18 protein-coding genes are annotated in these 24,677 nt (G+C 47.6%); 13 read left to right on the top strand and 5 right to left on the bottom strand.

All coding sequences use genetic code 11. The annotated features are described in order from the left end of the window. The first annotated feature begins 59 nt into the window (after positions 1-59). From W01_RS14125 to W01_RS05365, 5 genes are all read left to right on the top strand, one after another. A complete protein-coding gene (locus W01_RS14125) occupies positions 60-908 on the top strand; it encodes an HD-GYP domain-containing protein (protein WP_242007044.1) in 849 nt (282 codons plus the stop codon). An 81-nt stretch (positions 909-989) separates the two neighbouring features. Further along, positions 990-2,471 (top strand): CYTH and CHAD domain-containing protein, encoded by a 1,482-nt coding sequence (locus W01_RS05380; protein ID WP_173052753.1) that lies wholly within the window; start codon positions 990-992, stop codon positions 2,469-2,471. A gap of 612 nt (positions 2,472-3,083) precedes the next feature. Beyond that, a complete protein-coding gene (locus W01_RS05375; protein ID WP_173052751.1) occupies positions 3,084-4,952 on the top strand; it encodes a potassium transporter Kup in 1,869 nt (622 codons plus the stop codon). Between the two features lie 111 nt (positions 4,953-5,063). After that, complete coding sequence (locus tag W01_RS05370) at positions 5,064-5,519, top strand: uracil-DNA glycosylase family protein (protein ID WP_242007043.1); 456 nt, start codon at positions 5,064-5,066, stop codon at positions 5,517-5,519. 60 nt (positions 5,520-5,579) lie between these two features. After that, the gene (locus tag W01_RS05365) at positions 5,580-5,966 is read left to right on the top strand and encodes a DUF488 domain-containing protein (protein WP_173052749.1); all 387 of its coding nucleotides are present in this window, start codon (positions 5,580-5,582) and stop codon (positions 5,964-5,966) included. 370 nt (positions 5,967-6,336) lie between these two features. On the opposite strand, the gene W01_RS05360 is transcribed toward W01_RS05365, so the two are convergent. Beyond that, positions 6,337-8,793 carry a heavy metal translocating P-type ATPase gene (locus W01_RS05360; RefSeq protein WP_173052748.1) on the bottom strand — a complete coding sequence of 819 codons (2,457 nt, stop codon included), beginning with the start codon at positions 8,791-8,793 and terminating at the stop codon, positions 6,337-6,339. Positions 8,794-8,887: 94 nt separating this feature from the next. Between W01_RS05360 and W01_RS05355 the strand changes: the two genes are divergently transcribed. Continuing rightward, positions 8,888-9,307: a MerR family transcriptional regulator gene (locus W01_RS05355; RefSeq protein ID WP_173052746.1), complete on the top strand. Its 420-nt coding sequence runs from the start codon at positions 8,888-8,890 to the stop codon at positions 9,305-9,307. A gap of 135 nt (positions 9,308-9,442) precedes the next feature. On the opposite strand, the gene W01_RS05350 is transcribed toward W01_RS05355, so the two are convergent. Together W01_RS05350 and W01_RS05345 are read right to left on the bottom strand one after the other, a co-directional pair. Beyond that, on the bottom strand, positions 9,443-10,822 hold the full coding sequence (locus W01_RS05350) for a multicopper oxidase family protein (protein ID WP_173052744.1): 1,380 nt from the start codon (positions 10,820-10,822) through the stop codon (positions 9,443-9,445). Between the two features lie 30 nt (positions 10,823-10,852). Beyond that, positions 10,853-12,289 (bottom strand): TolC family protein, encoded by a 1,437-nt coding sequence (locus W01_RS05345; protein WP_242007071.1) that lies wholly within the window; start codon positions 12,287-12,289, stop codon positions 10,853-10,855. Between the two features lie 270 nt (positions 12,290-12,559). Here W01_RS05345 and W01_RS05340 point away from each other — a divergent pair, with 270 nt between their 5' ends. Together W01_RS05340 and W01_RS05335 are read left to right on the top strand one after the other, a co-directional pair. Continuing rightward, positions 12,560-13,237, top strand: a complete 678-nt coding sequence (locus W01_RS05340) for a heavy metal response regulator transcription factor (protein ID WP_173052742.1) — start codon at positions 12,560-12,562, stop codon at positions 13,235-13,237. After that, positions 13,238-14,632: a heavy metal sensor histidine kinase gene (locus W01_RS05335; protein ID WP_173052740.1), complete on the top strand. Its 1,395-nt coding sequence runs from the start codon at positions 13,238-13,240 to the stop codon at positions 14,630-14,632. A 332-nt stretch (positions 14,633-14,964) separates the two neighbouring features. On the opposite strand, the gene W01_RS05330 is transcribed toward W01_RS05335, so the two are convergent. Together W01_RS05330 and W01_RS05325 are read right to left on the bottom strand one after the other, a co-directional pair. Beyond that, positions 14,965-15,834, bottom strand: a complete 870-nt coding sequence (locus tag W01_RS05330) for a DMT family transporter (protein ID WP_173052738.1) — start codon at positions 15,832-15,834, stop codon at positions 14,965-14,967. A 448-nt stretch (positions 15,835-16,282) separates the two neighbouring features. Then, positions 16,283-17,497 carry an MFS transporter gene (locus tag W01_RS05325; protein ID WP_173052736.1) on the bottom strand — a complete coding sequence of 405 codons (1,215 nt, stop codon included), beginning with the start codon at positions 17,495-17,497 and terminating at the stop codon, positions 16,283-16,285. 516 nt (positions 17,498-18,013) lie between these two features. Here W01_RS05325 and ypfJ point away from each other — a divergent pair. The 5 genes from ypfJ to W01_RS05300 all read left to right on the top strand — a co-directional run bounded on the left by ypfJ (position 18,014) and on the right by W01_RS05300 (position 24,672). Then, entirely contained in the window at positions 18,014-18,865 is an 852-nt protein-coding gene (ypfJ, locus tag W01_RS05320; protein ID WP_173052734.1) for a KPN_02809 family neutral zinc metallopeptidase, read from the top strand. 216 nt (positions 18,866-19,081) lie between these two features. After that, positions 19,082-19,969, top strand: coding sequence for an IS5 family transposase (locus W01_RS05315; RefSeq protein ID WP_173055761.1), 888 nt, complete (start codon positions 19,082-19,084; stop codon positions 19,967-19,969). A gap of 294 nt (positions 19,970-20,263) precedes the next feature. Continuing rightward, positions 20,264-21,571, top strand: coding sequence for a DUF2130 domain-containing protein (locus tag W01_RS05310; RefSeq protein ID WP_173052732.1), 1,308 nt, complete (start codon positions 20,264-20,266; stop codon positions 21,569-21,571). 4 nt (positions 21,572-21,575) lie between these two features. Next, entirely contained in the window at positions 21,576-22,805 is a 1,230-nt protein-coding gene (locus W01_RS05305; RefSeq protein WP_173052730.1) for an SIR2 family protein, read from the top strand. Continuing rightward, complete coding sequence (locus W01_RS05300) at positions 22,798-24,672, top strand: ATP-binding protein (protein WP_173052728.1); 1,875 nt, start codon at positions 22,798-22,800, stop codon at positions 24,670-24,672. Before W01_RS05305 ends, W01_RS05300 begins: the two co-directional genes overlap by 8 nt. The last annotated feature ends 5 nt before the right edge of the window (positions 24,673-24,677 follow it).

The raw sequence follows: 24,677 nt of genomic DNA, 5'->3' as shown, positions 1-24,677 counted from the left end.
AGGAACTGCGCGAGCTGAATGCCAGCCTTGAAGCTCGAGTCGAAGAGCGCACCGCTGAATTGCGTTTTACACATGATGCGCTTGCGGCTGCCAACGAGAAACTGAAGACCAGCTTTCTTACCTCGATCAAGGTTTTATCGAACCTGATCGAGGTGACCGAAGGGCCACGTTCGGGACATTCGCGTCGTGTCGCTGACCTGGCCCGACACATCGCCGTCAAAATAGGGCTGAATCAAACTGCGACGCAGGATGTGATGCTCGCCGGTCTCCTCCACGACATCGGCAAGATCGGCATGCCCGACGCCCTGCTCGCAAAGTCGGCAAGCCAGATGAACACAGAAGAGTTTATGCTGTTTAAGAAACACCCGATCAAGGGAGAATTAGCCCTGATGGCGCTCGACAGCCTGCGCAGCGCCGCTCGCTTGTTGCGCTCGCATCATGAGCGCTATGACGGTCAAGGCTATCCCGATGGTTTGAGTGCCACGGATATTCCGCTGGGTGCTCGCATTCTCGCCCTTGCCAACGACTACGACGGCTTGCAGATCGGAAGTTTCAGTACCAAACGTCTGACTTCAGTAGAGGCGCTCGCTTTCCTCCAGCAGTCGCGGGGCAAACGCTATGACCCGCAGGTGCTCGATGCTTTTGCCAGCCTGAATGACAGTGAGATCGTTGATAAAGCACAGAAGGAGTGGGCGTTGGATCCAAATTCCCTCAGGCAGGGCATGGTACTGAGCCGCGATCTGGTTAGCCGTGAGAGTGCTTTACTGCTCGCAGCAGATTTTCTTCTCGACGACAGTCTGATAAAGCAGATCAGGGGTTACACCCGTTACGAGGAACAAAGAGTCGTGATTCACGTGCGTGCCGATCAGATCGAAATCGCCACTAATCAAAGTCGGACCATCATTTAGATTGTTAATATCTAAATATTGGTCGTCAGAGGAATGAATTGCACTTTTTGATGGCTAAAACTTTTATTATCTATCGCGAGCATGGCCATTGAAATTGAGCTGAAACTGACCATAGATCCCGCGCATGTTGCGCGTTTTCGGCATCATTCTGTGCTGGCATCCATGGCGTTAAGCAAACCTCGCCGTCACAAGCTTCACAACGTCTATTTTGATACGTCCGATCAGGATTTGCAGCGTGCTGGTATGACCCTCCGTCTGCGCAGAATGAATGGAAACTGGATACAAACGGTAAAGAGCGGCGGGGGCGCTGAAGCGGGGCTGCATCAACGCAATGAGTGGGAATGGCCGGTGTGCGGTGGGGAGCCAGAATTGGCGTCGATTGCCTCAGATTTTAAGCTGTTGACGCCCAAATTGCTGGCGCGGCTGCGCCCGCTGTTCGTTACTGACTACTGGCGCACGATATGGCAGCTTCGCACAGCGCAAGGGGCCGAAATCGAATTGGTACTGGACCAAGGTGACGTGCATGCGGGCGACGCCCGTCAGCCGATCAGCGAAATAGAACTCGAACTGAAGACGGGCGAAGCGGCGAGCCTGTTTGAAGTCGCGCTGGCCATACAGGAACATGTGCCGCTCTGGGTAGAAGACAAAAGCAAGGCACAGCGCGGCTATATGCTATGCAGCGGAAAGACGTCGTTACCATGTAAGGCGCAGCACGTGCCGCTGACGCCAGAAATGCCGGTTGCGGAAGCATTTCAGCACATTGCGAGGGAATGCCTCTCGCAGCTTCAGGGAAATGTGGTGGAACTGGGGCAAGATCCGGAATACCTGCACCAGGCGCGCGTCGCGGTGAGACGATTACGCTCGGTGCTAGGCGTGTTTGAAGCGGTATTCCCCGAGGCGTACGTCAGCGTCGTGGAGGAGCTGCGCTGGCTCATGGGTTGTCTCGGGCCAGCGCGGGATTGGGACGTATTCGTTACGCAAACGCTGCCACACATTGCCGAACAGTTGTCTGATAATCGGGCGCTGGCACAGTTGCAGGCGGATGCCGCCAAATTTCGCGATACCTGCCGACAGGCAGCGCTTGAAGCCGTACTGTCACAGCGCTACACACGGTTGGTGCTGACGCTCGGCCTTCAGCTCGCGCGCCAGGCCGAGCTGCCAGGAATACCCATTGTGCTTGGCGGACTTACTACCCAGACCCTCTCCTGGCAACACAAGTGCGTGCGCCGCAAAGGGCGGCTCCATGCTGCGCTGAACACCGCTGAACGTCATGCGCTACGGATCGCAGCTAAGAAGCTACGCTATACGGCGGAGTTTTTCTCTGGTATTTACCCACCTAAGCGTGTGCGCCTCTACCTTGAGGCTCTGGCTGCGTTACAGGATGTGCTTGGCATACTTAACGATGCCTCTGTTACACAGCGGCTGTTAGCAGATTTGTCTGCACAACGCGGGCAAGCAGCAGGTATCGTCATTGGATGGACGGCCTGCTCGAACGGGGTGAATTTGCAAAAATTACGTTATGCATGGCGTAATTTTATGCGGCAAAAGGTATTCTGGAAATAATGCGGCTGCTAGCGGAAATGCTGCGGCTTCTCGCATTACGTGGCTTGAACGTTGATAGAGACCAGATTGTTAAGCCACTGAAAAGTCCCCAGAGTATTACGTAGAAAATAGTCCCCGTATATAGTATGTTTCAGCATACCCGTTAAGGGTTAATGCGGTATCCGATTCTTTGTCTTCTGCTTGGGCAAAGCTGCTTGCAAATCCAGCTATCACTACAACAGCGAGAATCAAGTTTTTTATGGAGTTATTTACACAATCAGTGATTTTAGTCGTATAGGTTTTGTGCATTCGCGAGTCGTGATATTTCAAAACAGGCATGTAGGTTTCTTATGTTGCATCTTTCATCTGCGGCTGAGCGGGTGGGTAACTTCTAGGTGCTGATTAATCTCTAATGCCCGCTTCCCCTTTTCTCTCGGCTAGATTTATCATCACACCACTCATCACATTACAAGAAAACTTAATCATGCTTGAAATGGTTGCCGTTAGACATTTGCAATTCATTCGTCTCATTGAGAGCAATTCAATTTATGTGATCTGTTAAGTGCAATTTGTTTTTTTAATTAATTACGCGTAGAGTTCCGCCCCCTTTGAGTAAGGTGAAAAGTAGAGTATATGAGCAGCCCACAAACGCAGCAAAATCTCTCTACGCTTATGTTGGGCGCAATTGGTGTCGTGTATGGCGACATCGGCACCAGCCCCCTCTATGCGTTGAAGGAAACCTTTGCGGGGCATCATCCGTTGCCAATTACCGAGGCTAACGTTCTTGGTGTTCTCTCGATTATGTTCTGGACTATCATGGTCTTGGTGTCACTGAAATATGTGACCATCATAATGCGAGCCGACAATCATGGTGAGGGAGGGTCATTGGCTTTGCTAGCCTTGGCTAGTGAATTAAACGCTAACAAACCCAAATCCAAGTGGTTGCTCGCAATGCTTGGAGTATTTGCCGCAGCATTGTTTTATGGCGATAGCATGATTACCCCCGCTATTTCGGTGCTATCAGCCGTCGAAGGTCTGAGTGTTATCGCACCTCAACTGGATAGCTATGTGCTACCGATCACCATTATGGTGCTCACCGCATTGTTCTTTGTGCAGAAACGAGGTACTGGCGCGATGGGAATGGCATTCGGCCCCATCATGATCCTTTGGTTCTCAACCTTGGGCGTTCTAGGTGCTTTATCTATAGCACACAACCCGCACGTACTTTTGGCACTCAACCCTGTTTATGCCTACCAATTCCTTTTTCTTGACCCTTGGCTTTCATTTTTTACCCTTGGTTCAGTCGTGCTTGCCGTTACGGGGGGCGAAGCTTTATATACCGACATGGGGCACTTTGGACGGTTTCCAATTAGGCTGACCTGGTTCTCCTTTGTGCTCCCTGCGCTGGTGTTCAATTATTTCGGGCAAGGTGCACTATTGCTGGATAACCCACAAGCCGTCAAAAGCCCATTTTTTCTGCTGGCGCCTGAGTGGGCCATCATTCCAATGGTGCTGCTTGCAACTGCGGCAACAGTGATTGCTTCGCAGGCAGTGATTTCAGGTGCATTTTCAGTGGCAAGTCAGTCGGTACAGATGGGTTTTTTGCCACGAATGGAAATTCGCCAAACTTCCAGTAAAGCGCATGGTCAGATTTACGTTCCATTTACTAATTGGACGCTCTATCTGGCAGTCATTTATTTGGTATTCACCTTCCAAAGCTCCAGCAATCTGGCGGCAGCCTACGGTATTGCTGTTACTGGAACGATGATGATCGACACAATACTAATTACCTTTGTACTCATTGCTTGGCGTTGGTCCCCATGGCTGGTTATTCCTCTGGTAGGCACATTTTTTTGCGTTGACTTAGCCTATTTTACGGCCAACGCTATTAAGATTCCGCAGGGCGGTTGGTTCCCGTTGGGTATCGCTCTTGTTTCATTTGTTGTTCTCACCACTTGGAAGCGTGGAAGAAAGTTGTTGTTCGAAGAGATTTCCCGTCGATCCATCCCTATTCAGACAATTGTCGACTATGTGGGCGAAGTTAACCGGGCGCATGGAACTGCCGTCTTCCTGGTGGGTGTTAATGAAGGGGCACCCGCCGCATTACTACACAACCTAAAACACAACCAAGTGCTGCATGAACGCAATGTTTTGCTTTCCGTCATTATTGAAGACAAACCTTTTGTTACGAAGGGAAACCGTCTATTAATTAATGACCTGGGCAAGGGTTTTTATCGAGTGAGGGTTTTCTACGGATTCATGCAAACTCCCGATGTGCCTGCCGCTTTGGGTTTATGTGCGCCGCTGGGGTTGTCATTCGACATGATGGATACCACCTTCTTTACGTCTCGCGCTTTGATCGTTTCAGCGCCGACTCCCGGCATGATGAAATGGCGTGAATGGATATTTATTATGATGTCCAAAAATGCGATGAACGCGACGGAGTTCTTTAAGATTCCAACAAATCGGGTTATTGAAATGGGTACTCGTATAGAAATATAGTTGCCTAAATATCTTTGGGGATAGCACGAGAAGCGATTAATCCATCAGTCGGTTTATATCTCAAGCAGAAACAAAATTGTAATGTCGCATCTTGCATAAAAAGGGTATTCAGTGAATAAACTCCAATATTCTTCCCTTAATGCGCATTTGGCTGAGGTGCATGCTTGTCGCGCATGCGAGCAGGAACTGCCACTTGGCCCCCATCCGATAGTACGGACAGGGGCCGATGCACGCATCCTCATTGTCGGGCAGGCGCCTGGCGTCCGTGTGCATGCGGATAAACCGCCACGCCGCGAGTGCGCACAGCTGTGGCTAGATAGACTATTGGAAAAGCTGCCGGAGATTCAATTGACATTGCTGATTGGTCAATACGTGCAACATCATTTGCTGGGCAACAGTCGCAAGTCATCGCTATCGGAAACAGTCAGAGCATGGCAGGAATACGCGCCTGCCATCATTCCATTGCCGCACCCATCACCCCGCGTAACCAGGCATGGTTTCAGAGGCAACTGTGGTTCGAATGCGAAGTTCTTCTCATGCTGCGTGGGAGGGTCGAATCATTGGTGACGCGTGACTTGAGACAGGTTAAATAAAAGGTAGAGTATATCTTGCCCAATGGAGGAAAGAATGTCGCATGTAAATAGCAAAAAATTAAATATTGTCATAAAACGAGCGTACGAAAATGCGATACCGGAGGACGGTTATCGTGTCCTCGTCGACCGCATCTGGCCTCGAGGACGCAGCAAAGAGACGCTTAAACTCGATCAGTGGGCGCGCGACCTCGCGCCAAGTGCTGATTTGCGCAAATGGTTTGGACACGACCCGAAGCGCTGGGAAGGCTTCCAGCAAGGCTACCGGAGCGAACTTGATACTGAAGAGAAGCGGGAGCAAATACGGCGCTTATTATCCGAAGCGGATGGTCGAATAATTACACTTATTTATGGGGCAAAAGACAAGGAGCATAATCAGGCAGTGGTTTTACGGGACGTGTTATCGCATCTACATGAAGGATGATGTTGATATCACGAGACCCAGCGCTACAATCAATGTGCGCGCCGCTTGCATCTATGATTTAGAAAGTATACCCATGTTCTGCAACGGCCAACAATAACGTCAACGATTCTATAGATATCATTATTTGCAGCATGCACTAACCCATTAATACACTTACCTAAGCAAAACTCATTGGGGTAGAGGTGTGCTACACCAAGCCAACATGAGCTGTTGCACTTCGAACTTGAATCCGCCGTGCAAAACAAAAGGCTTCCATTGCTGAAAGCCTTTGATACTGGTGCGCCTGGAGCGATTCGAACGCCCGATTCTTTGGTTCGTAGAAGCCACATGCTAATTTAATATATTTATTATCAATAATCTGCAACACAAATTAATTTCGTTTTATGCCTTTTTTATTAACGATGGCAACCGTACCGTGGTGTGTGGCCAGCGGTGTGTGGCCAAGAGTCGCACTACGTAACCGCAGAGCATTGCCTATCACTGATACCGAACTTAAGGCCATCGCAGCACTCGCGATCATTGGGTTTAATAGCAGACCAAACCAGGGGTACAGTGCTCCCGCAGCAATGGGTACACCAATCAGGTTATAAGAAAATGCAAAAAATAAATTCTGTTTAATATTTCGCATAGTTGCCTGGCTGAGCGAACTTACACGCACTATACCCAATAGATCGCCCTTCACTAAAACAATGCGCGCACTATTCATCGCAATGTCGGTTCCGGTCCCCATAGCGATGCCCACATTCGCTTGAGTAAGTGCTGGCGCGTCATTGACACCGTCGCCCGCCATTGCCACGATGTGGCCCGCTGCCTGTAGCGTTTGCACATGGCTATATTTATCCACGGGCATGACGTTCGCTTTGACATCATCAATGCCCAGTTGCCGCGCAACCGATAAAGCGGTCGCAACGTTATCGCCCGTGAGTAATACTATTCGAATGCCAGCAGCCTTCAGTTCTGCTATAGCACGTGCTGCCGTAGGTTTGATTGGATCGGCAACGCTCAGCAGTCCCGCTGCCTTTCCATCAATGGCTAGAAACATCACCGACTTTGCTAACGCCTGCAATTTTTGTGTTTTACTTTGAAGTGACGTAATGTCGACGCCAACATCTGACATGAGCACGGCGTTGCCAACAGTAACCGACTGGCCATCAATAACCCCCCGTATTCCCTTGCCGGTAATCGAATCAAAATCTTTGGCTTCTACAACCTTGATATTCTTTTCTTTAGCGTGCTCGACAATAGCCTGCGCAAGAGGGTGTTCACTGTGTTGTTCAAGAGAAGCCGCCAATGACAAAACTTCATTTTCAGTAAATCCATTGATAGCGATTATGTCCTGAACTTTGGGACGTCCTTCGGTAAGCGTGCCAGTTTTATCAACCACTAAGGTATCCACTTTTTCCATCAGTTCCAGTGCTTCTGCGTCTTTAATCAAAATGCCTTCTTGCGCGCCACGGCCAATGCCCACCATGATTGAAATCGGCGTGGCCAAACCAAGAGCACAAGGGCAGGCAATGATAAGTACCGAGACGGCTGCTACAAGTGCATGTGCAAGCGCAGGTGGCGAGCCAAAAAAAGCCCAGATAACGAAGGCCATGAGGGCGACTCCCATGACCACCGGCACAAACCAGCCGGCAACCGCATCGGCAATTTTTTGGATGGGTGCACGGGAGCGGCTGGCGTCGTTGACCATTTTTACGATATGCGCAAGCAAGGTTTCCGCGCCCACTTTCTGTGCCGTGAATACGAATGAACCCGTTTGATTAACGGTGCCAGCAGACACTTTGCTTCCCACCGTTTTCTCAGATGGTATGGGTTCGCCGGTGATCATCGATTCGTCGATATTTGATCTGCCTTCGACCACTTCACCGTCGACCGGTACTTTGTCGCCCGGTTTCACACGCAGACGATCGCCTACATGGATTTCGTCCAGATGTACTTCTTCTTCACTACCGTCGAGTCTGAGACGAACGGCCGTATTTGGGACAAGCCCCAGAAGCGATTTGATCGCGCTGTTGGTACGTGACCGCGCTCGTAGTTCCAGCACCTGCCCCACGAGCACGAGCGTGATAATGGCGGCAGCAGCCTCAAAGTAAAGCGGCGCCATACCGTTCATTTTGAAAGCAGCTGGAAGTAATTCAGGAAACAAAAGCGACCCTACACTGAACACAAAGGCCGTCCCAGTACCCAGTCCAATCAGACTGAACATATTAAGATTCCAAGTACGGAATGATGCCAAGGCGCGCTCAAAAAATGGCCATCCTGCCCACAGAACGACCGGTGTCGCAAGCGCGGCTTGCAACCAGCTAAAGACGGTCATTCCTAGCCAATTCTGAAAGTTTAGCCCTGGAATCATTTCACCCATTGTCAGTATCAGCAACGGTACGGTCAGTGCTGTGCTCACCCAAAGGCGACGGGTCATATCGTCAAGCTCGGTGGTATCTTCTTCTGCAGTTACCTCCATCGGCTCCAGTGCCATCCCGCACTTCGGGCAACTGCCGGGACCAACTTGCTGCACCTCAGGGTGCATCGGGCAGGTAAAGATTGCGTCCTTTGCAACTTCATGCTGCGACACCGTCTGCTTGATATCGGTCGCTGCCAACTTGTTCAGGTATTGCTTGGGATTGACACGGAATTTGGCAACACAGCTGTCGCTACAAAAATAGTAGACGGTGCCGTCAAATTCAACCGACTTTTTGCTGTTGGCCGATACCTTCATCCCACAGACGGGATCGATGTACGATTTTTCAGAAATCGCGGGTTCGGCAATAATCTTTTTTTCATGACTTGAATGGTTGCAACAAGCGCCTTGTTCATTGCTTTTCATAACTCCACCTCTTGACATAGTTTGAAGACAGGTCCATCCTAAACCCTGTGCCCAACCCCAGAGTCAAGCGTTATTTTAACACCGGAGAAAATTCATGAAAAAAGAAGTTGAACAGTTAACGATCGGCCGCTTGGCTCGTGCTGCGGAAGTTGGTATTGAGACGGTCCGTTATTATCAAAAATTGAATCTGCTCCCTACACCTGTGCCAAATGGTATGGCGTTCCGGCAGTATCCGCTTGCCCTCGTTGAGCGCATACGGTTTATAAAACGATCACAAGATCTTGGTTTTACATTGGCTGAAGTTGCATCCTTGCTCGCATTGGAGCACGGTACTGACAGGGCTGCAATTCGTAAGATTGCAAGCACCCGTCTCGGCGATATTAATAAGCGGATCGTCGACCTTGAACGCATGCAAGGTATCCTCACTCATTTAATCCACGAATGCGAAGATACGGGTCGAACTAAACCTTGCCCTATCATCTCAGCGTTTACGGGTGGGTCTACAGCACATTGATATCGATTATTATATTTCCCCTGTCTACATGAAGGCTGAAGCATTGGGCTGAGCGCACATTAATCGAATTGACAATAACTTTCAGCAGCAACGAGTGAAAACAGAAACATGAGGAAACTTGTTGTACCAACGTTTCTAATGTTCACCATGACTTACGGGTTTACGCGCTTTAAATTCTATCTCATCTCCAGATAGGGTTGCAGTTTGCCTTTGTACAGGCGGTAATTCACTATTCATTTCATAAGCCACGGTGCCAACAGGATGCTGATAAGCACCGGGGTCTTTGTAATCGTTACGCGCAAGACCTTCGCGGATTTTAACGGTCGTAAACATTCCGCCCATTCCGATGCCACCGAACTGCCCCTGACCGGACATCATCGGTAAGGTGTTATCTGGCAAAGGCATTTCCATCGTCTCCATATCCGCCATGCCGCTTTCACCCATGCTCATGTAATCAGGAATCAGCGATGTTATTCTGTCGACAAGCTTGCTTTGATCCACTCCAATCATTGTAGGTACGTCATGACCCATGGCATTCATAGTGTGATGGCTCTTGTGACAATGAAATGCCCAATCACCAGGCTCATCAGCAATAAATTCAAACGCGCGCATTTGGCCCACTGCTATATCAGCGGTAACTTCCGGCCAGCGAGAATTTGGTGGCGTCCATCCTCCGTCTGTCCCAACAACAACAAATTCGTGACCGTGTAAATGCATCGGATGGTTGGTCATCGTTAGGTTACCCACACGGATACGTACTCGATCCCCCTGGCCAGCCACCATGGGTGAAATTCCTGGAGCAACCCTGCTATTAAATGCCCACAAGTTGAAGTCGAGCATGGTGGTAATCTTTGGCGTATAGCTACCGGGATCGATGTCGAAAGAATTAAGTAAAAATACGAAATCACGATCTACCGCCATGAATTTGGGATTCTTTGGATGGGTCACCCAGAAGCCCATCATGCCCATGGCCATTTGCGTCATTTCATCAGCATGCGGGTGATACATGAAAGTGCCGGGTCGTTTGGCTTCAAATTCATAAACAAATGTCTTACCGGGATTGATACCAGCTTGGGTCAACCCTGTGACGCCATCCATACCGTTCGGCAATCGCTGTCCATGCCAATGGATAGACGTATGTTCAGGTAAACGGTTGGTAACAAATATACGCACTCGATCACCCTCTACAACTTCAATGGTAGGTCCTGGGCTTTGGCCGTTATAGCCCCATAGATGCGCTTTCATGCCCGGAGCCATCTCACGAACTACCGGTTCTGCCACTAGATGAAATTCTTTGACGCCGTTGTTCATGCGCCATGGCAATGTCCAGCCATTGAGCGTAACAACGGGGTTGTAAGGGCGTCCATTTTCTGGCATTAACGGCGGCTGTGTATCCGGGGTTTCCATTGAGACAATTTGAGGCAAGGCAGCCATTGCCACTGAACTTACCTTGGCTGCTGATAAAGCAACCCCTGCTGCACTTGCTCCCAACAGGAAGTTACGCCTTGTGACCATATCTAATATCCTTATTTCTGGAATACTTGCCTAATGACTCATGCTCATCTGGTTGTCCCTCATTGGTGAGCCAGTCCCACTGGAAAACAGAGGTTTACCAATCAGGGCCATTTCTAAATCGCTTTGCGATAACCAAAAATCACGCAGCGCTTCGATATAGCTGTTGACAGTGCTGACTTGTAATTGAGCATTCACTAATAATTCGAATGCACTGATCAACATGCCGTTATAACGAAGCTGGTTTTCAGCAGAAATACGTTTGCGAATAGGTACAATCTCATCCCGATAATGCTTTGCAATATCATAATTGGAACGATATAGCTTGTAGCTTTGGCGCACCTCTGAACGTGCATTTACCGCTGTCTCAGCAAGAATATTTATGGCCTGCATATAAATTGCTTCGGCTCTGGCTACCCGAGCGGTGCCCCAATCGAAAATGGGTATCTCAAAGGTAATCTCGAAGCCTTTCTTGTAAGGGTCTGATCTTTTACCTTCAAGTACGCGTGCAGGTCCAACTTCCAATACATTGATAAAGCGCGTGGCTTTGGTTAAGCCCAGCTGATTGGCTAGCGCTTCAGTTTGTAATCGGAGGGACTGCAGATCAAGACGCTGATCCATGGCGGTTTGTTCGATGTTGTTTGATTCATCTACAGTTAACGGTAAGTCCGGCAATCTTTCAGGAAGCGTGAACTGAGTCTGTTTGCCCCATAGGCCCATAAGCCTGGTCAACTCTTCGTAGGCAGTGATTTTGTTCCGCTCGGCACGAGCAACTCCCAGTGCAGCATCTGCATAAAATCCTTGTTCCCGTGCCTGGTCTAGTTTTCTCCAATTGCCGGCCTTCACCATATTACGGGCCAGTTCTGCACTGGCTTCTGCCGCAGTTCTAACTTGTTGCATGTAATGCGTGCTTTGATCTGCAGCCACTGCCTTGAAATATGCTTTGCGGGTCTCATTAGCCAACCGTAATACTTCCATCGCAGTTTGTCGTTGTGTTTGCTCAAACAGCCGTTTTTCGATCTGGAGTGCTTTGGGCATGGTCAGTAAAGAAAAAATATTAAATGTGAATGATTGTTCGATTTTGTAGTCACCATTATTTTTGGTATGCAGCATGGCAAAGCGTGGATTAGGTAGTTTGCCTGTCTGTACCAGATCTGCTTCAGAGATGCCTAAATCATAGAATGCCGCCTGTAGACCTTTATTGTTGAATAAGGCAATCTGCACTGCATCATTTACCGTGAGTGGTTTTTTTAATAGCTCTTCAGTACGAGATTGCACAGAATCCTGGTCTTCTAGAGATTTGACCCACTGAATATCCTTACTTATAAAGTCTTTAGTGGTTTTCTGAACTGCGCCAAGTCCTCCGTCTTTGGAAAAAGACGCGCAACCGTTGAGGGTTACACTGATAAAAAATAAGGTAACTAGCACTCTTGGAATACTCACCAAACTTGAAGCCATAGGAATAGTCATACTCAAATTCAAATTCCATCTCATTAATGTTGATGTGCCAGTTTTGATTCTTCATCTAACTGCAGAGCCGCTCAATGTTAATAGCAAGCTGGGTTACTAAGTTGTGCTTGCTACCAATCCGAGCTGCTGAATAGCAAAGCGAACATATTAGAACTTCGAAGCTGTCAAAATGATTACCTGAAGATTACAAAATTGTAAGATTAGGCAAAATGGTACCGGTCAAAGAAATATTCATGCAGAATTCAGGTTGACCATTAGACGCATTTATTTATGAGAATTCTGATTGTTGAAGACGAACCCAAAACGGGTAAATACCTCAAACAAGGTTTATCTGAAGCAGGCTTTGTCACAGATCTCGTAAGAGATGGTTTGGATGGAAAACATCTGGCGCTGACGGAAGCTTATGATTTGATAATACTGGATGTCATGCTGCCAAACATTAATGGTTGGGAGATCATTCAAACCATACGTCGAGCTGATAAAAATATGCCAGTCTTATTCCTGACAGCCAGAGATGGGATAGATGACAGAGTTAAAGGGTTGGAGCTGGGCGCAGATGATTATCTGATCAAACCATTTGCCTTCTCAGAATTGCTGGCACGAGTGAGGACATTGTTACGGAGAGGTAAGGTAAGAGACCCGGACATTGTACAAGTCGCTGACTTGGTATTAGATCTTCAACGTCGGAAACTCAAGCGAGGCGGAAAGCGAATAGAGCTTACGGGAAAAGAGTTTGCTTTGTTGGAATTATTGCTTCGGCGTCGTGGTGAAATTTTACCTCGTTCCTTGATCGCATCCCAAATTTGGGATATGAATTTTGACAGTGACACAAATGTCATTGAGGTGGCTGTCCGTCGCCTACGAGCTAAAATGGATGATCACTTCGAACCCAAACTCATTCGAACTGTACGTGGCATGGGCTATGTACTTATGGACCTAGATGACTAAATGTTGCGCCCATCAATCACATGGCGAATTACTCTTCTGTTTGCGGCACTCTCAAGTACTGTTCTTATCACCGTAGGTACTATCGCCGGATTGTCTGTTGAACGCCATTTTGCTGAAGAGGATATAGCCGAAATTCATGGGAAGCTTGAGCTCATCCGTTATGCCTTGCAGAAGATTGAATCCGTATCAGCGCTTAAATCTGTACCTTCGCAGCTCAATGACGCCTTAATTGGTCATCATGCGCTTTCGGTTGCGGTGTATACAGCCACAGGTGAAAAAATCTATGGCCGAGGCGAAGCGAATTTCCCTAATACAATTATCGACCAACGTTCCTTGTCTGGAGGGAGTGAAGAAGCCAAGTTATATAAATGGCGAGATGGCTCTCAAACTTATCGTGGCCTCGCAGTTTCAATGTCTTCCCATGACAAGCAAAGCCCCACCCTGATCGTTGCAATTGCGCTGGATATTGCGCATCACCAGAAATTCATTACTCGCTTCAATCAAACATTATGGCTCGCTCTCATTATAGGCATCTTGCTTATGAGTTTGCTGGGTTGGTTGGCTGTCCGTCGAGGCCTATCTCCAATTCGCGATTTTGATCATCTCACCCAAATTATCACAGCCAATCGTCTTTCTGAAAGATTGAAGGTTGAAAGTCTCCCTAAAGAATTGATGCATATGGCTGAGTCTTTCAATAAGATGTTGTCTAGACTTGAAAAATCTTTTCAACGATTATCAGATTTTTCTTCCGATTTGGCGCATGAGTTGCGTACGCCGGTCAGTAATTTAATGACGCAAACTCAAGTCATGTTAGCTAAGCCAAGATCTTTGGAAGACTATCAAGAAATATTGATTTCAAATCTTGAGGAATATGACAGGCTGGCCCGGATGGTTTCCGATATGTTATTTCTGGCCAAAGCAGAAAATGACTTAATTATTCCACACCGGGAACCCATAGATTTGGCTAAAGAGGTTGCTCAATTAATTGAGTTTTATGAACCCCTTACCGAGGAAAAGTGTATACAGATGGTTAGTCATGGAGCGACTATTATTTCGGGTGATAAGCTTATGATACGGCGGGCGATTAATAATCTGATGTCCAACGCGATACAACACACACCCATTGATCAGGTAATCACAGTTGATATCCGAGTGAAAGATGAAAAGAAAATTTGCCTAATTATTGAAAACCCCTGTGCCGATATTGATAAAGAGCATTTGGATCGGTTGTTTGATCGTTTTTATCATATTGATCCCTCACGTCAAGGAAACAATGCGGGTGCAGGGCTGGGACTAGCCATAACAAAATCCATTATTGAGGTCCATGGTGGAGGTATTTCTGTGAGCACTAAAAGTGGTCGCATACGTTTTGAATTCTGGATGATGCAAGCATAAGCCGACGAAAATTTTTTGAGGAACGCTAGAGTTTAAACTAGTGCATTACGATAAATTCAAGATACAGCAACAAGCAAAACAGGAGATTGGCGAGTACATCTGGATCTTCTACATTAGGCAACATATCCGAAAAGATTGGGCTATCTGCATCCTGCAAAATTTACGCAGCTCTACTATGCAACACTGCTCACTGCTTAACCCTTACATGTTATGATTGATAGTAGAAGTCAGGTTAATAGTTCTGAACAAATGTCCCTGCCTGTATTATTGAATAATGAATTGAGATATAGAAAATAGATATCGTGTATACCCATCCGGCTTGCAACACTCAGTCAAGCTAGCCACCGCCCTCCCCAGCGATGCAGGCATAATCCGAGCGCAATACTTGCCGTACCCATCCATACATGTGGCAGCACCGTCTCATTATTCAAGCCATGGCCAAGTAGCAATGCCAACACCGGTGTTACGAGCGTTATCAAAGCTATTCGCCCTGCTTGCATATGTTTGATCATGTAGTAATACAGTGTAAAGCCTAATAGCGATCCGAATATTCCCAAGTACAAAGTAGCCGCTACTGCCCGTTCGGGTAACAAAGCAGGCCAGTGCCCATCAGCCAGCCACCATACCAATAAAAACAGCGGCAATGCCACAATCAAAGTGCCAAGCGTCATCGCCAGCGGCGGACTATCATCGCTTATCCGTTTGATCCATACCAAACCGAGAGATTGCATTACCACCGCAATGAATAGTGCGACCAAACCCACAGTTGCGCCATTACCTAGATCCAACCCACCGCGAAACACTAGAACCAGACCGGCCAGGCCCAGCAACATACCTACTATTTTGCTCGGAGTTATTGCTTCTTCCTTTAGCCACAAAGCCGCTCCCAAGCTGGTAATTAACGGCGATAAACCAAATAGTACGGAGATCATGCCGGAACTGACATACTGGGAAGACCAATACGTCAGTGCCATCGTACCGAACATGCTTAATCCGCTGGCCAGATAGCTTAGACGCGCCTTACGATGCAATGGGAAACGAATACGCAGTATAACCAGCAGTGCAACACATAATAGCGCGCCTATTGCCATGCGCGAAAGAACTGCAAAACTAAAGCCGACCCCTATTGCGCTCCACTTGATGGCAAGCGGTGTAGTAGACCAGATAAGAATGACTGAAACAAATGCGGCGGGAAGCGACATACTTGTACTCCAAACGATATAAAAACAAAAAGGCCACAGAAATACTCTGTGGCCTTCGGAAACTGCTAATGTCGATAGTACTTAACTGCTAATTCTCCAGGCCACAATACTCATATGCCACACCACTCGAGGGTGTGCGTTCAGCAGAACTTTGTTGTGTGAAACGGCTTTTAGGGAGGTCATGAGCAGATTATCAGGGTGAATAATGGATTGAGTCAATTTTAATTTCCTATTGCTTTTTTCTTGACGGTAACCTGATAGCACACGTTCACGGAATTACTGCTTCTTTCGCAGTCAGAAATCGGTCGCGCGAGTTTGTTTCTTTCTGCTGCGTATTCCTGTTCGGAAAAACAAGTTTGCATGACCTGGCTTCTGCGATCAACCCCGAAGTATTTTCCAAAATCCATGATCCAAAATCATTAGAACGGATGGATAAATCAGCGTTTCCCTAGCGTAACTGTTGCAGATTCAATTTGCGCAATTTAGGTGCCAGACGCGCCGTTGCTGCGACGATAGCCAAAGACATTACTCCACCAAAAATTACAGAGGGAACTAATCCCATCACCCGGGCAGCCAAGCCGGATTCGAAAGCGCCCAGCTCGTTGGACGAGCCGATAAAAATGCCGTTGATCGCAGAAACACGACCCCGCATAGCGTCTGGCGTCATCAACTGCATAATAGTGGTACGCAGCACCATCGAAACGCCATCGCACACGCCAGAGAGCATCAGCAAGAAGGCCGCCACCCAAAAATGGCTGGTGAGAGCGAACAAAATGATGCATACACCAAACCCGGCGACAGATGCCAATAATATCCTGCCTGCATTCTGGTTCACGGGATGGCGTGCAAGTAAAACACCGGTGGTGATGGCGCCTATCGCAGGTGCTGCGCGCAGGATGCCCAAGCCTTCTGGACCATAATGGAATACATCGTGGATAAATACTGGCAACATGGCGACCGCGCCGCCGAATAACACGGCGAACATATCCAGCACTTGCGCGCCTAGAATGATCTGGTTGCTGAACACAAAGCGCAGCCCCTCAGCAATGCTGGAAAATACCGGTGCGCTCACAGCTCTCGGTGGCTCTGCGATGCGCAGCATGAATAAAGAAGCGGCGGCACTGATGCTGAGGATCGAAGCCACCATGTAAGCAGTAGTAAGGCTGGCCCAGCCAACGAGTATTCCCCCCAACGTAGGACCAAGCACCAGCGCAGACTGAAAAACCGAACTACTGATACCGGCGGCACGCGCATAGTGCTCACGCGGCAAAGTCAGAGCAAGCAGTGCGCTGTAAGAGGGGCCGATGAAGGCGCGGGCGATACCACCAGCGGCGATTGATCCATAGATCCACACTAGCGTGGTGCCCGCTATCCAGCCGCTGGCTACAAACACCAGCACCAGAGCATTGCAACTTAGCACGATGCTTGCCAGCACACCAAACATTCGCCTGGAGTGATGGTCTACGACGTAACCCGCGAATAGCGCACAACAAAAGTAGGGAATCACTTCCGCCAATCCGACCAGACCCAGCGCAAAAGGGTCGTGCGTTAATTGATAGACGTGCCAGCCGACAACCACGGCGATCATCTGGTAGGCCAGCGAAATCTGAAAGCGGAAAATTAGCAGCTTGATAAAGCTGCTGTTGCGCAATGGAGATGTCAAACGCGGCAGCCAAATTTGATGGCTAGGTCCACGAGAATGCTCCGTACTTGTTCAATGAGAGGGATTAGATTCGGCATGACTCGGCTTCTATTTCTATTGGTTGGGTTAGCTAAAGAATACGCTTTGCAACGTGGCGATGCAATTGGAAGTCTCTTCCATTATGTCAAAAAGCGAGTAAGAACTTCAGATTAGAGGTAGGGAACATTGCTGTTAAATCGGCCATAGACAAAAATACTGCGTGCTGTTTTTTGCATGATAAATTGAGATGGAAAACGGTCGTTGTGTTGGTGGATTTTTGACCACATAATCCATACATCCTGCTTAATTTTTAAGCGTAAGTAAACAAAGGTGATTACCAAGGTCGTATTCGCAAAGATAAGGTGGATGCATTTTCGTGAACATCTCACTTTGAGCGAAATTCAGCGATGAACCAGTTTGTCGCCCAACCCGTTTGCTAGGTGCATAGTTATAATCTGTTTCATGAAATACCCCCCAAAATTTGGATGCTGATAGATCATGCTGCTAGACAATGAAAGAGAAAGTGAAAATATTGAGGATCGTCGTGGCGGCGGGCTTATTAAAGGGATTGGTATTGGAAGCGTTTTGCTTGCCTTGATTGGAAGCTATTTAACCGGCGTGAACCCGGCCACTTTGTTGGGTTTGATGGAGCAGACGGCCCCTGTTCAGCAGGTTAGCGCACACAAGCCTGCTGCAAATGACAAGACAGCCGTTTTTGTGTCGAAGATTCTCGCAGAAACGGAAGATACATGGGGCGAAGTATTTGCGGCAAAGGGCAAGGAATATCGCAAGCCGAAGCTAGTGCTTTTTACCGGTAGCACAACAACTGCATGCGGTAACGGTGCCGCTGCCATGGGGCCGTTTTACTGCCCGTTGGACAGCAAAATCTATATCGATCTATCGTTCTTCTCGGAACTTCAAAATCGTTTTCATGCGCCGGGTGAATTTGCGGAAGCCTATGTGCTGGCGCATGAGGTGGGCCACCACGTCCAGAATCTTCTAGGGATTTCCGCCAGGGTTAATGCCATCAAACAACGGGCATCAAGCAAAGCAGAGGCGAATGCTGCGAGCGTAAAACTGGAGCTACAGGCAGACTGTTATGCCGGAGTTTGGGCGCAGCGCACGGATAGTCAGAAACATATTCTCGAACCCGGTGAAATTGAGCAAGCTATTGCGGCGGCCACCGCGATTGGAGATGATACTCTCCAAAAGAAAGCACTTGGGTATGCAGTGCCTGAGACCTTTACTCACGGATCATCGGAACAACGTGTCGCCTGGTTTAAGCGCGGGATGGAAACCGGCGACCCGGCTCAGTGCAATATATTTGCAGCAACTAGGCGAGGTAATTGACCTGATGGTTAGAAGGGTCGGATTGAAGAAGTAATGATTAATGAAATTTCACTTTAAGTGCCAAACGTTGAACCGATGAGCAATCCAGATCTAGCGCCAAACCTATGGAAACACTGATTTATTCCCGCGCGCTGGTTGGAATAATTGGTCAATCTGAGAGAATGTTACTGAACTGATTTTCAGGAGAAGAAAGTGATGTAAACGAGTTTTTCTGAACTGGAATACACGGCCAGGAAGAAGCAGACCCGCCGGGATCGATTTTTGAATGAAATCGAAGTGATCACGCCTTGGACTGAATTGGAAAAATATGTTGTGCAGCAATGCTTTAGGTTATCTGACGAATGGATAGAAGATGCGCTTTATGACAGTCAGGCCATCCGTCGCTTTGTCGATGTTGATTTAAGCTGCGAAACAACCCTGGATGCCACCACACTTCTCAACTTCCGCCATTTACTGGAAACGCATCAATTGACTGAGTCGGTCTTCAATACGACCAACGCCCATCTTGCCGAGAAAGGTCTGTTTCTTCGGGAAGGCACGATCGTCGATGCCACACTGATCGCAGCAGCGCCCTCAACCAAGAACAAGGACGAGAAGCGGGACGGTGAGATGCACCAGACCAGGAAAGGTAACCAGTGGCATTTCGGCATGGAAGCGCACATTGGTGTCGATGCCCAGTCAGGGCTCGTTCATACCGTTATTGGCACAGCGGCCAACGTACACGACATCACCCAAGCCCAGGTGCTCCTGCACGGTGGTGAAATCGACGTCTTTGGCGACGCAGGCTATCCGGGAGTCGAGAAGCGGGAAGAGAACCTGGCGCTACCCGTGACCTGGCATGTCGCGATGCGACCGGGGAAACGCAAGGCATTGCCCAACATGACAGAGGGCGAACTACTGAAAAAGATTGAGCATACCCAAGCTAGCATTCGTGCCAAGGTCGAGCATCCCTTCCATGTGGTGAAGAACTTGTTTCGTCATCGCAAGGCGCGCTACAAAGGATTGGCTAAAAATACCGCCCAGTTGCTCTCACTGTTTGGTCTCGCTAATTTGATGCTGGCTCGTCGGTGGTTACTCAGCGTACACACCCAAGGTGCGTTTTGAAAACGGGAAATAAGGAAAATGACTCGAAAATCGCCGCGATTCATACTAGAAACAAGCCAATTTTTTGACAAAAACTACAAAACTCACCCCAAGGCCTATGGCGAGGTGAATTATTCAGCGTTTCTCTAAACAAACGCTACAAATCAATTAGCATGAGGATAACTGCACATGAGGCTGGCGTGATGTCGAGATTACCGTCTCTATTGCTTCGCCAGTTACCCAATCGTTCGGGTGGCTGACCGTGAAGCAGGCGGTTTATTGGCAAAATGACGAACAAATCCAGAAAGGGCAAGCATGACCGAACCTATCATTATCTGTCCAAGTTGCAAGACTGAAATCAAACTCACTGAATCGCTGGCAGCACCTCTGATCGCGGCTACACGTAAGCAATTTGAGCAACAACTCGCGCAGAAGAACAATGAAATCGTACAGCGTGAACAGGCTATGCGCGACAAGGAAAAGCAGCTTGCGGAAGACAAGCGCAAACTTGACGATCAGGTGGCCGATCAAGTTGCGACACAGTTAAAAGCAGAACGCTTTCGCGTTATTACTGAGGAATCCAGAAAAGCTAAACTTGCCAGTGCCGTCGAACTGGAGAACAAGGCCCGTGAGCTGTTCGAATTGCAAGAGGTGCTTAAAACAAACAACGAAAAACTGGCAGAGGCACAGAAGGCGCAAGCCGAGCTCATCAAGAAGCAGCGTGAACTCGATGATGCCAAGCGCGAACTGGAGCTCACAGTAGCAAAGCGGGTACAGGACGGATTAACTGATGTCCGCATGCAAGCCAAAAAGGAAGCCGAGGACGAACAGAAGCTCAAGGTAATGGAGAAAGAACAGACCATTGCCGCGATGCAGAAACAGATTGAAGACCTCAAGCGCCGGGCCGAGCAAGGATCACAACAATTGCAGGGCGAAGTCCAGGAACTGGAGCTTGAAAACCTGTTGCGCACTAAATTTCCTTTCGATGCCATCGAGCCAGTACCAAAGGGTGAATATGGCGGGGATGTGCTGCACCGTGTTGTCGGAGCAGGCGGCCATTCCGGCGGCACCATTTTGTGGGAGTTCAAGCGCACCAAAAACTGGAGCGATGCCTGGCTGGTAAAGCTTCGCGGAGACCAGCGGACCGCAAAGGCAGAGATCGCAGTGATCGTGAGCCAGATATTGCCGAAAGGCGTTGAAACCTTTGAAATGGTAGAGGGCGTCTGGGTAACACATCCTCGCGCCGCATTGCCGGTAGCTATGGTTTTGCGCCAGTCATTGCTGGAGCTTGCCCTTGCGCGGCAGTCCACCGAAGGTCAACAGACTAAGACCGAAATGGTCTACCAGTACCTCACCGGCCCGCGTTTTCGCCAGCGCGTTGAAGCCATCGTTGAAGCCTTTTCCACCATGCAGGAAGATCTCGACAAGGAAAGAAAAGTCATCATGAAGCAATGGGCCAAGCGAGAAGAGCAGATTGAGCGGGTGATGGGGGCGACGGTGGGAATGTATGGAGATTTGCAGGGAATTGCGGGGAAGTCGTTGCAGGAGATTGAGGGACTGGAACTAAAGGCACTTAGCGCGGATGACGTTGGGATTAAAAGCATCAAATTAACAGGGGAGTAATCAGATGGATAATTTTCATGACCCCATTCGACATTTAAAATATCTTCGGCAATCACTGTCGCAAGATAATGAGTCAATCGGCTTTTTCATTTCGGCGGGATGCCCTTTGTCCGTAGTTATGCCAGAAGGGAATTGGCCGCTAATACCTGGCGTTGAGAATCTTTCCATCTATATTAACGAGCAGCTGAAAGGCAACGAAAAATATACGGTACTACTATCAGAATTAGAAAAGGCAGAAAAGAACATCCGGAATATCGAAGACGTTTTAAGTTTTCTTCGGAGCTTATTAGCGGTATCTAAGGGTGGCGATGTAAGAGGACTGTGCGAAAAGGATTTATTGGAGTTGGAACGGGAAATTTGCGCAACGATTGTGAAAAAACTTGATGTAAATTTACCTGAGGGGGAAACCCCATATCACCGCCTTTGTAAGTGGATGAAGTCAATAGATCGAAAAATCGCAGTAGAACTATTTACAACAAATTACGATTTATTAATGGAGCAAGCGTTGGAGGAATTGGAGGTCCCCTACTTCGATGGTTTTGTGGGGTCACGGAGATCGTTTTTTGACCTTAGAGCGCTGGAAGATAATTTGATACCAATTCACTGGTCGAGATTATGGAAGATACATGGGTCAATTAATTGGTATCAGGAAAAAATAGGAGACCAGAGAAAAGTATATCGGTCATCAGAGATTAAGCCAGATGCATCGCATTTAATTTATCCATCTCATTTGAAATATGAAGAAAGTCGTAAGATGCCCTACTTGGCATTGATCGACCAATTGAACAGATTCATTCGAAAAAAATCATCTTTCTTAATCTTGTCGGGTTATTCGTTTAACGACGGTCATTTGAACGATTCGATTGTCAATGCACTAAAGGCAAACCCTACGGCGATGGTGCTTGGGCTAATGTATGACCGATATGAGAAAATATCTGGTGCTGATGATCCTGTCGAAAGATACCCAGCCGCATACCGATTAGCTGAAAATCAGCACAATCTAAATATCTGGACATTTGACAAAGCCATAATAGGAACAAATTTGGGCCACTGGCATAGCGTGAAAAATAAAGACGATAGCGATGATTTAGACCTTTTAAAATTTGTTTGCCACCACAAGGAAACTGATGGGTCAGATAGTATTGAAGAACTAATTAAGCTGGGCGATTTCTCTGTGCTTACAGACTTCCTGAAGAAAATAATAGGGACGTCCAAGGAAGACCAGAATGTCTAGCAAAGAAACCTATCTTGGTGACGTGCAAGATGTTCATGGGACCACGGTTAGTATTTCTTTATCGAAGGAATCATTAACGGGATTTGTATACATTGACGGCCAAGGATATAGGGTCGGTCAGATAGGTAGTTTTATTCGGATACCTATCGGCTTTAATGACTTGTTCGGAATTATCAGCCAAGTAGGTGCAAGCGCCGTTCCTAAAAACCTGGCCGAAAATAAGAGTCATGGTAATGGATGGATGACAATTCAGCTAATAGGAGAAGGTCCGAGGAATGGAGTATTTCAAAGAGGACTTTCTCAGTACCCAACCATTGGCGATGAAGTTCACTTGGTGTCAGAGAAAGAGCTCAAGAATATTTATGGTCAACCGGATAAACCGTATTTTGTAAGGCTAGGCCACATCTCAAATGCAGATTCTATTCCTGCATTGATCGATATAAACAAGCTGATTACCAGGCATTCAGCGGTCGTTGGAACAACAGGTTCCGGGAAATCAACGACAGTGGCAAGCATCATTAATGCGTTGTCTGGCAGCGATAGGTATCCGTCTTCTAGAATAATTATGCTAGACCTGCACGGTGAATACGGCCATACGTTAAAAGAAAAATCATATATTTATAAAATCAATAGCGATACATCTTCAAAGTTAAAAGAAAAAGAACTGCATATACCATTTTGGGCGTTAAACTTTGACGAGCTATGTGAGATCAGCTTCGGCGAGTTTAGTAATGAAAAAGATAAAAATATAGTCTTGGAGAGGGTGCAGAAATATAAAAACGATTCTCTAGCCAAATATCCCAGAAAAGGTGCGTCAGCCGATGCGCTTAGTGTCGACTCCCCAATACCTTTCAGCATTCATAAGCTTTGGCATGAATTATTCATTGAGACATTTGGAACTTACTATAAAGGGAAAGGCGGCAAACCAATTGATAATTTGGCTTACGAAAAAGACGCCAACGGAAATGAATTAAAAGGTAATCCTATGGAGGGGATACCACCAATCTTTAAGAATGTCGTAACAGAAGCTAATGAAGAAAAGATTAACTACTTGCCAGGCTCTTTAAATCTGGGAAAGCAAGTTCTATTGTTGGGAACCAAACTAAGAATCCCTAGGTATGATTTTATTTTTAAGCCCAATGGTTGGATGCCTGAGGACGACGGAAAAGTCGCGCAAGATTTGGATTGTCTGCTAAAGAATTGGATAGGAAGTGACAGGCCAGTTACGATATTAGACCTGTCTGGTGTACCCCCCGATATTCTGCAAACAACGATAGGTGCTCTTCTCAGAATACTGTATGAGGCATTGTTTTGGGCTAGGAATTTGTCTCAAGGTGGAAGACACAGACCCCTGCTAGTAGTCATGGAAGAAGCGCATATTTATTTAAATGACGATTTCAAGGGAATGGCGTCAAAGGTAGTTCAGCGCATTGTCAAAGAAGGACGGAAGTATGGAATAGGCGCAATGATTGTGAGCCAAAGGCCATCTGAAATTAATCCTACAATCCTTTCGCAATGCGGCACATTCTTTGCGCTCAGGTTAACTAACGCCTCGGATAGAAGTCATATTACATCTGCGTTATCAGACAACTTGGACGGCCTAACAAGTATGCTGCCCATTTTGCGAACGGGCGAAGCAATAATATTGGGCGAAGCGGTCAAATTGCCGATGCGGACAACAATAGAAGCACCGCCGAAGCATAGAAGGCCAGATAGCCAAGACCCCGTTATTTATGATGAGACATCCGTAGATGACTCACAAAATCCTGGTGGATGGGGTATCAAGATGGAGGCCGATCCCAATTACAAGGAATTAGTTGAAACTTGGAGAGCTCAAAATCCGAAAATCGATAAAGTAAAACCATAGGAGGA

Origin of the sequence: Candidatus Nitrotoga sp. AM1P (assembly GCF_013168275.1) — a bacterium.
Classification (GTDB): domain Bacteria; phylum Pseudomonadota; class Gammaproteobacteria; order Burkholderiales; family Gallionellaceae; genus Nitrotoga.
This window is presented reverse-complemented; position numbering and strand designations above follow the sequence as displayed.

Bases quoted from the DNA above. Each gene is read 5' to 3' on its own strand.
- W01_RS05340 (WP_173052742.1), top strand. From the start codon at position 12,560: ATGAGAATTCTGATTGTTGAAGACGAACCCAAAACGGGTAAATACCTC.
- W01_RS05335 (WP_173052740.1), top strand. From the start codon at position 13,238: ATGTTGCGCCCATCAATCACATGGCGAATTACTCTTCTGTTTGCGGCA.
- W01_RS05350 (WP_173052744.1), bottom strand. From the start codon at position 10,822: ATGGTCACAAGGCGTAACTTCCTGTTGGGAGCAAGTGCAGCAGGGGTT.
- W01_RS05330 (WP_173052738.1), bottom strand. From the start codon at position 15,834: ATGTCGCTTCCCGCCGCATTTGTTTCAGTCATTCTTATCTGGTCTACT.
- W01_RS05345 (WP_242007071.1), bottom strand. From the start codon at position 12,289: ATGACTATTCCTATGGCTTCAAGTTTGGTGAGTATTCCAAGAGTGCTA.
- ypfJ (WP_173052734.1), top strand. From the start codon at position 18,014: ATGCTGCTAGACAATGAAAGAGAAAGTGAAAATATTGAGGATCGTCGT.
- W01_RS05310 (WP_173052732.1), top strand. From the start codon at position 20,264: ATGACCGAACCTATCATTATCTGTCCAAGTTGCAAGACTGAAATCAAA.
- W01_RS05380 (WP_173052753.1), top strand. From the start codon at position 990: ATGGCCATTGAAATTGAGCTGAAACTGACCATAGATCCCGCGCATGTT.
- W01_RS05360 (WP_173052748.1), bottom strand. From the start codon at position 8,793: ATGAAAAGCAATGAACAAGGCGCTTGTTGCAACCATTCAAGTCATGAA.
- W01_RS05375 (WP_173052751.1), top strand. From the start codon at position 3,084: ATGAGCAGCCCACAAACGCAGCAAAATCTCTCTACGCTTATGTTGGGC.
- W01_RS05365 (WP_173052749.1), top strand. From the start codon at position 5,580: ATGTCGCATGTAAATAGCAAAAAATTAAATATTGTCATAAAACGAGCG.
- W01_RS05305 (WP_173052730.1), top strand. From the start codon at position 21,576: ATGGATAATTTTCATGACCCCATTCGACATTTAAAATATCTTCGGCAA.
- W01_RS05300 (WP_173052728.1), top strand. From the start codon at position 22,798: ATGTCTAGCAAAGAAACCTATCTTGGTGACGTGCAAGATGTTCATGGG.
- W01_RS05355 (WP_173052746.1), top strand. From the start codon at position 8,888: ATGAAAAAAGAAGTTGAACAGTTAACGATCGGCCGCTTGGCTCGTGCT.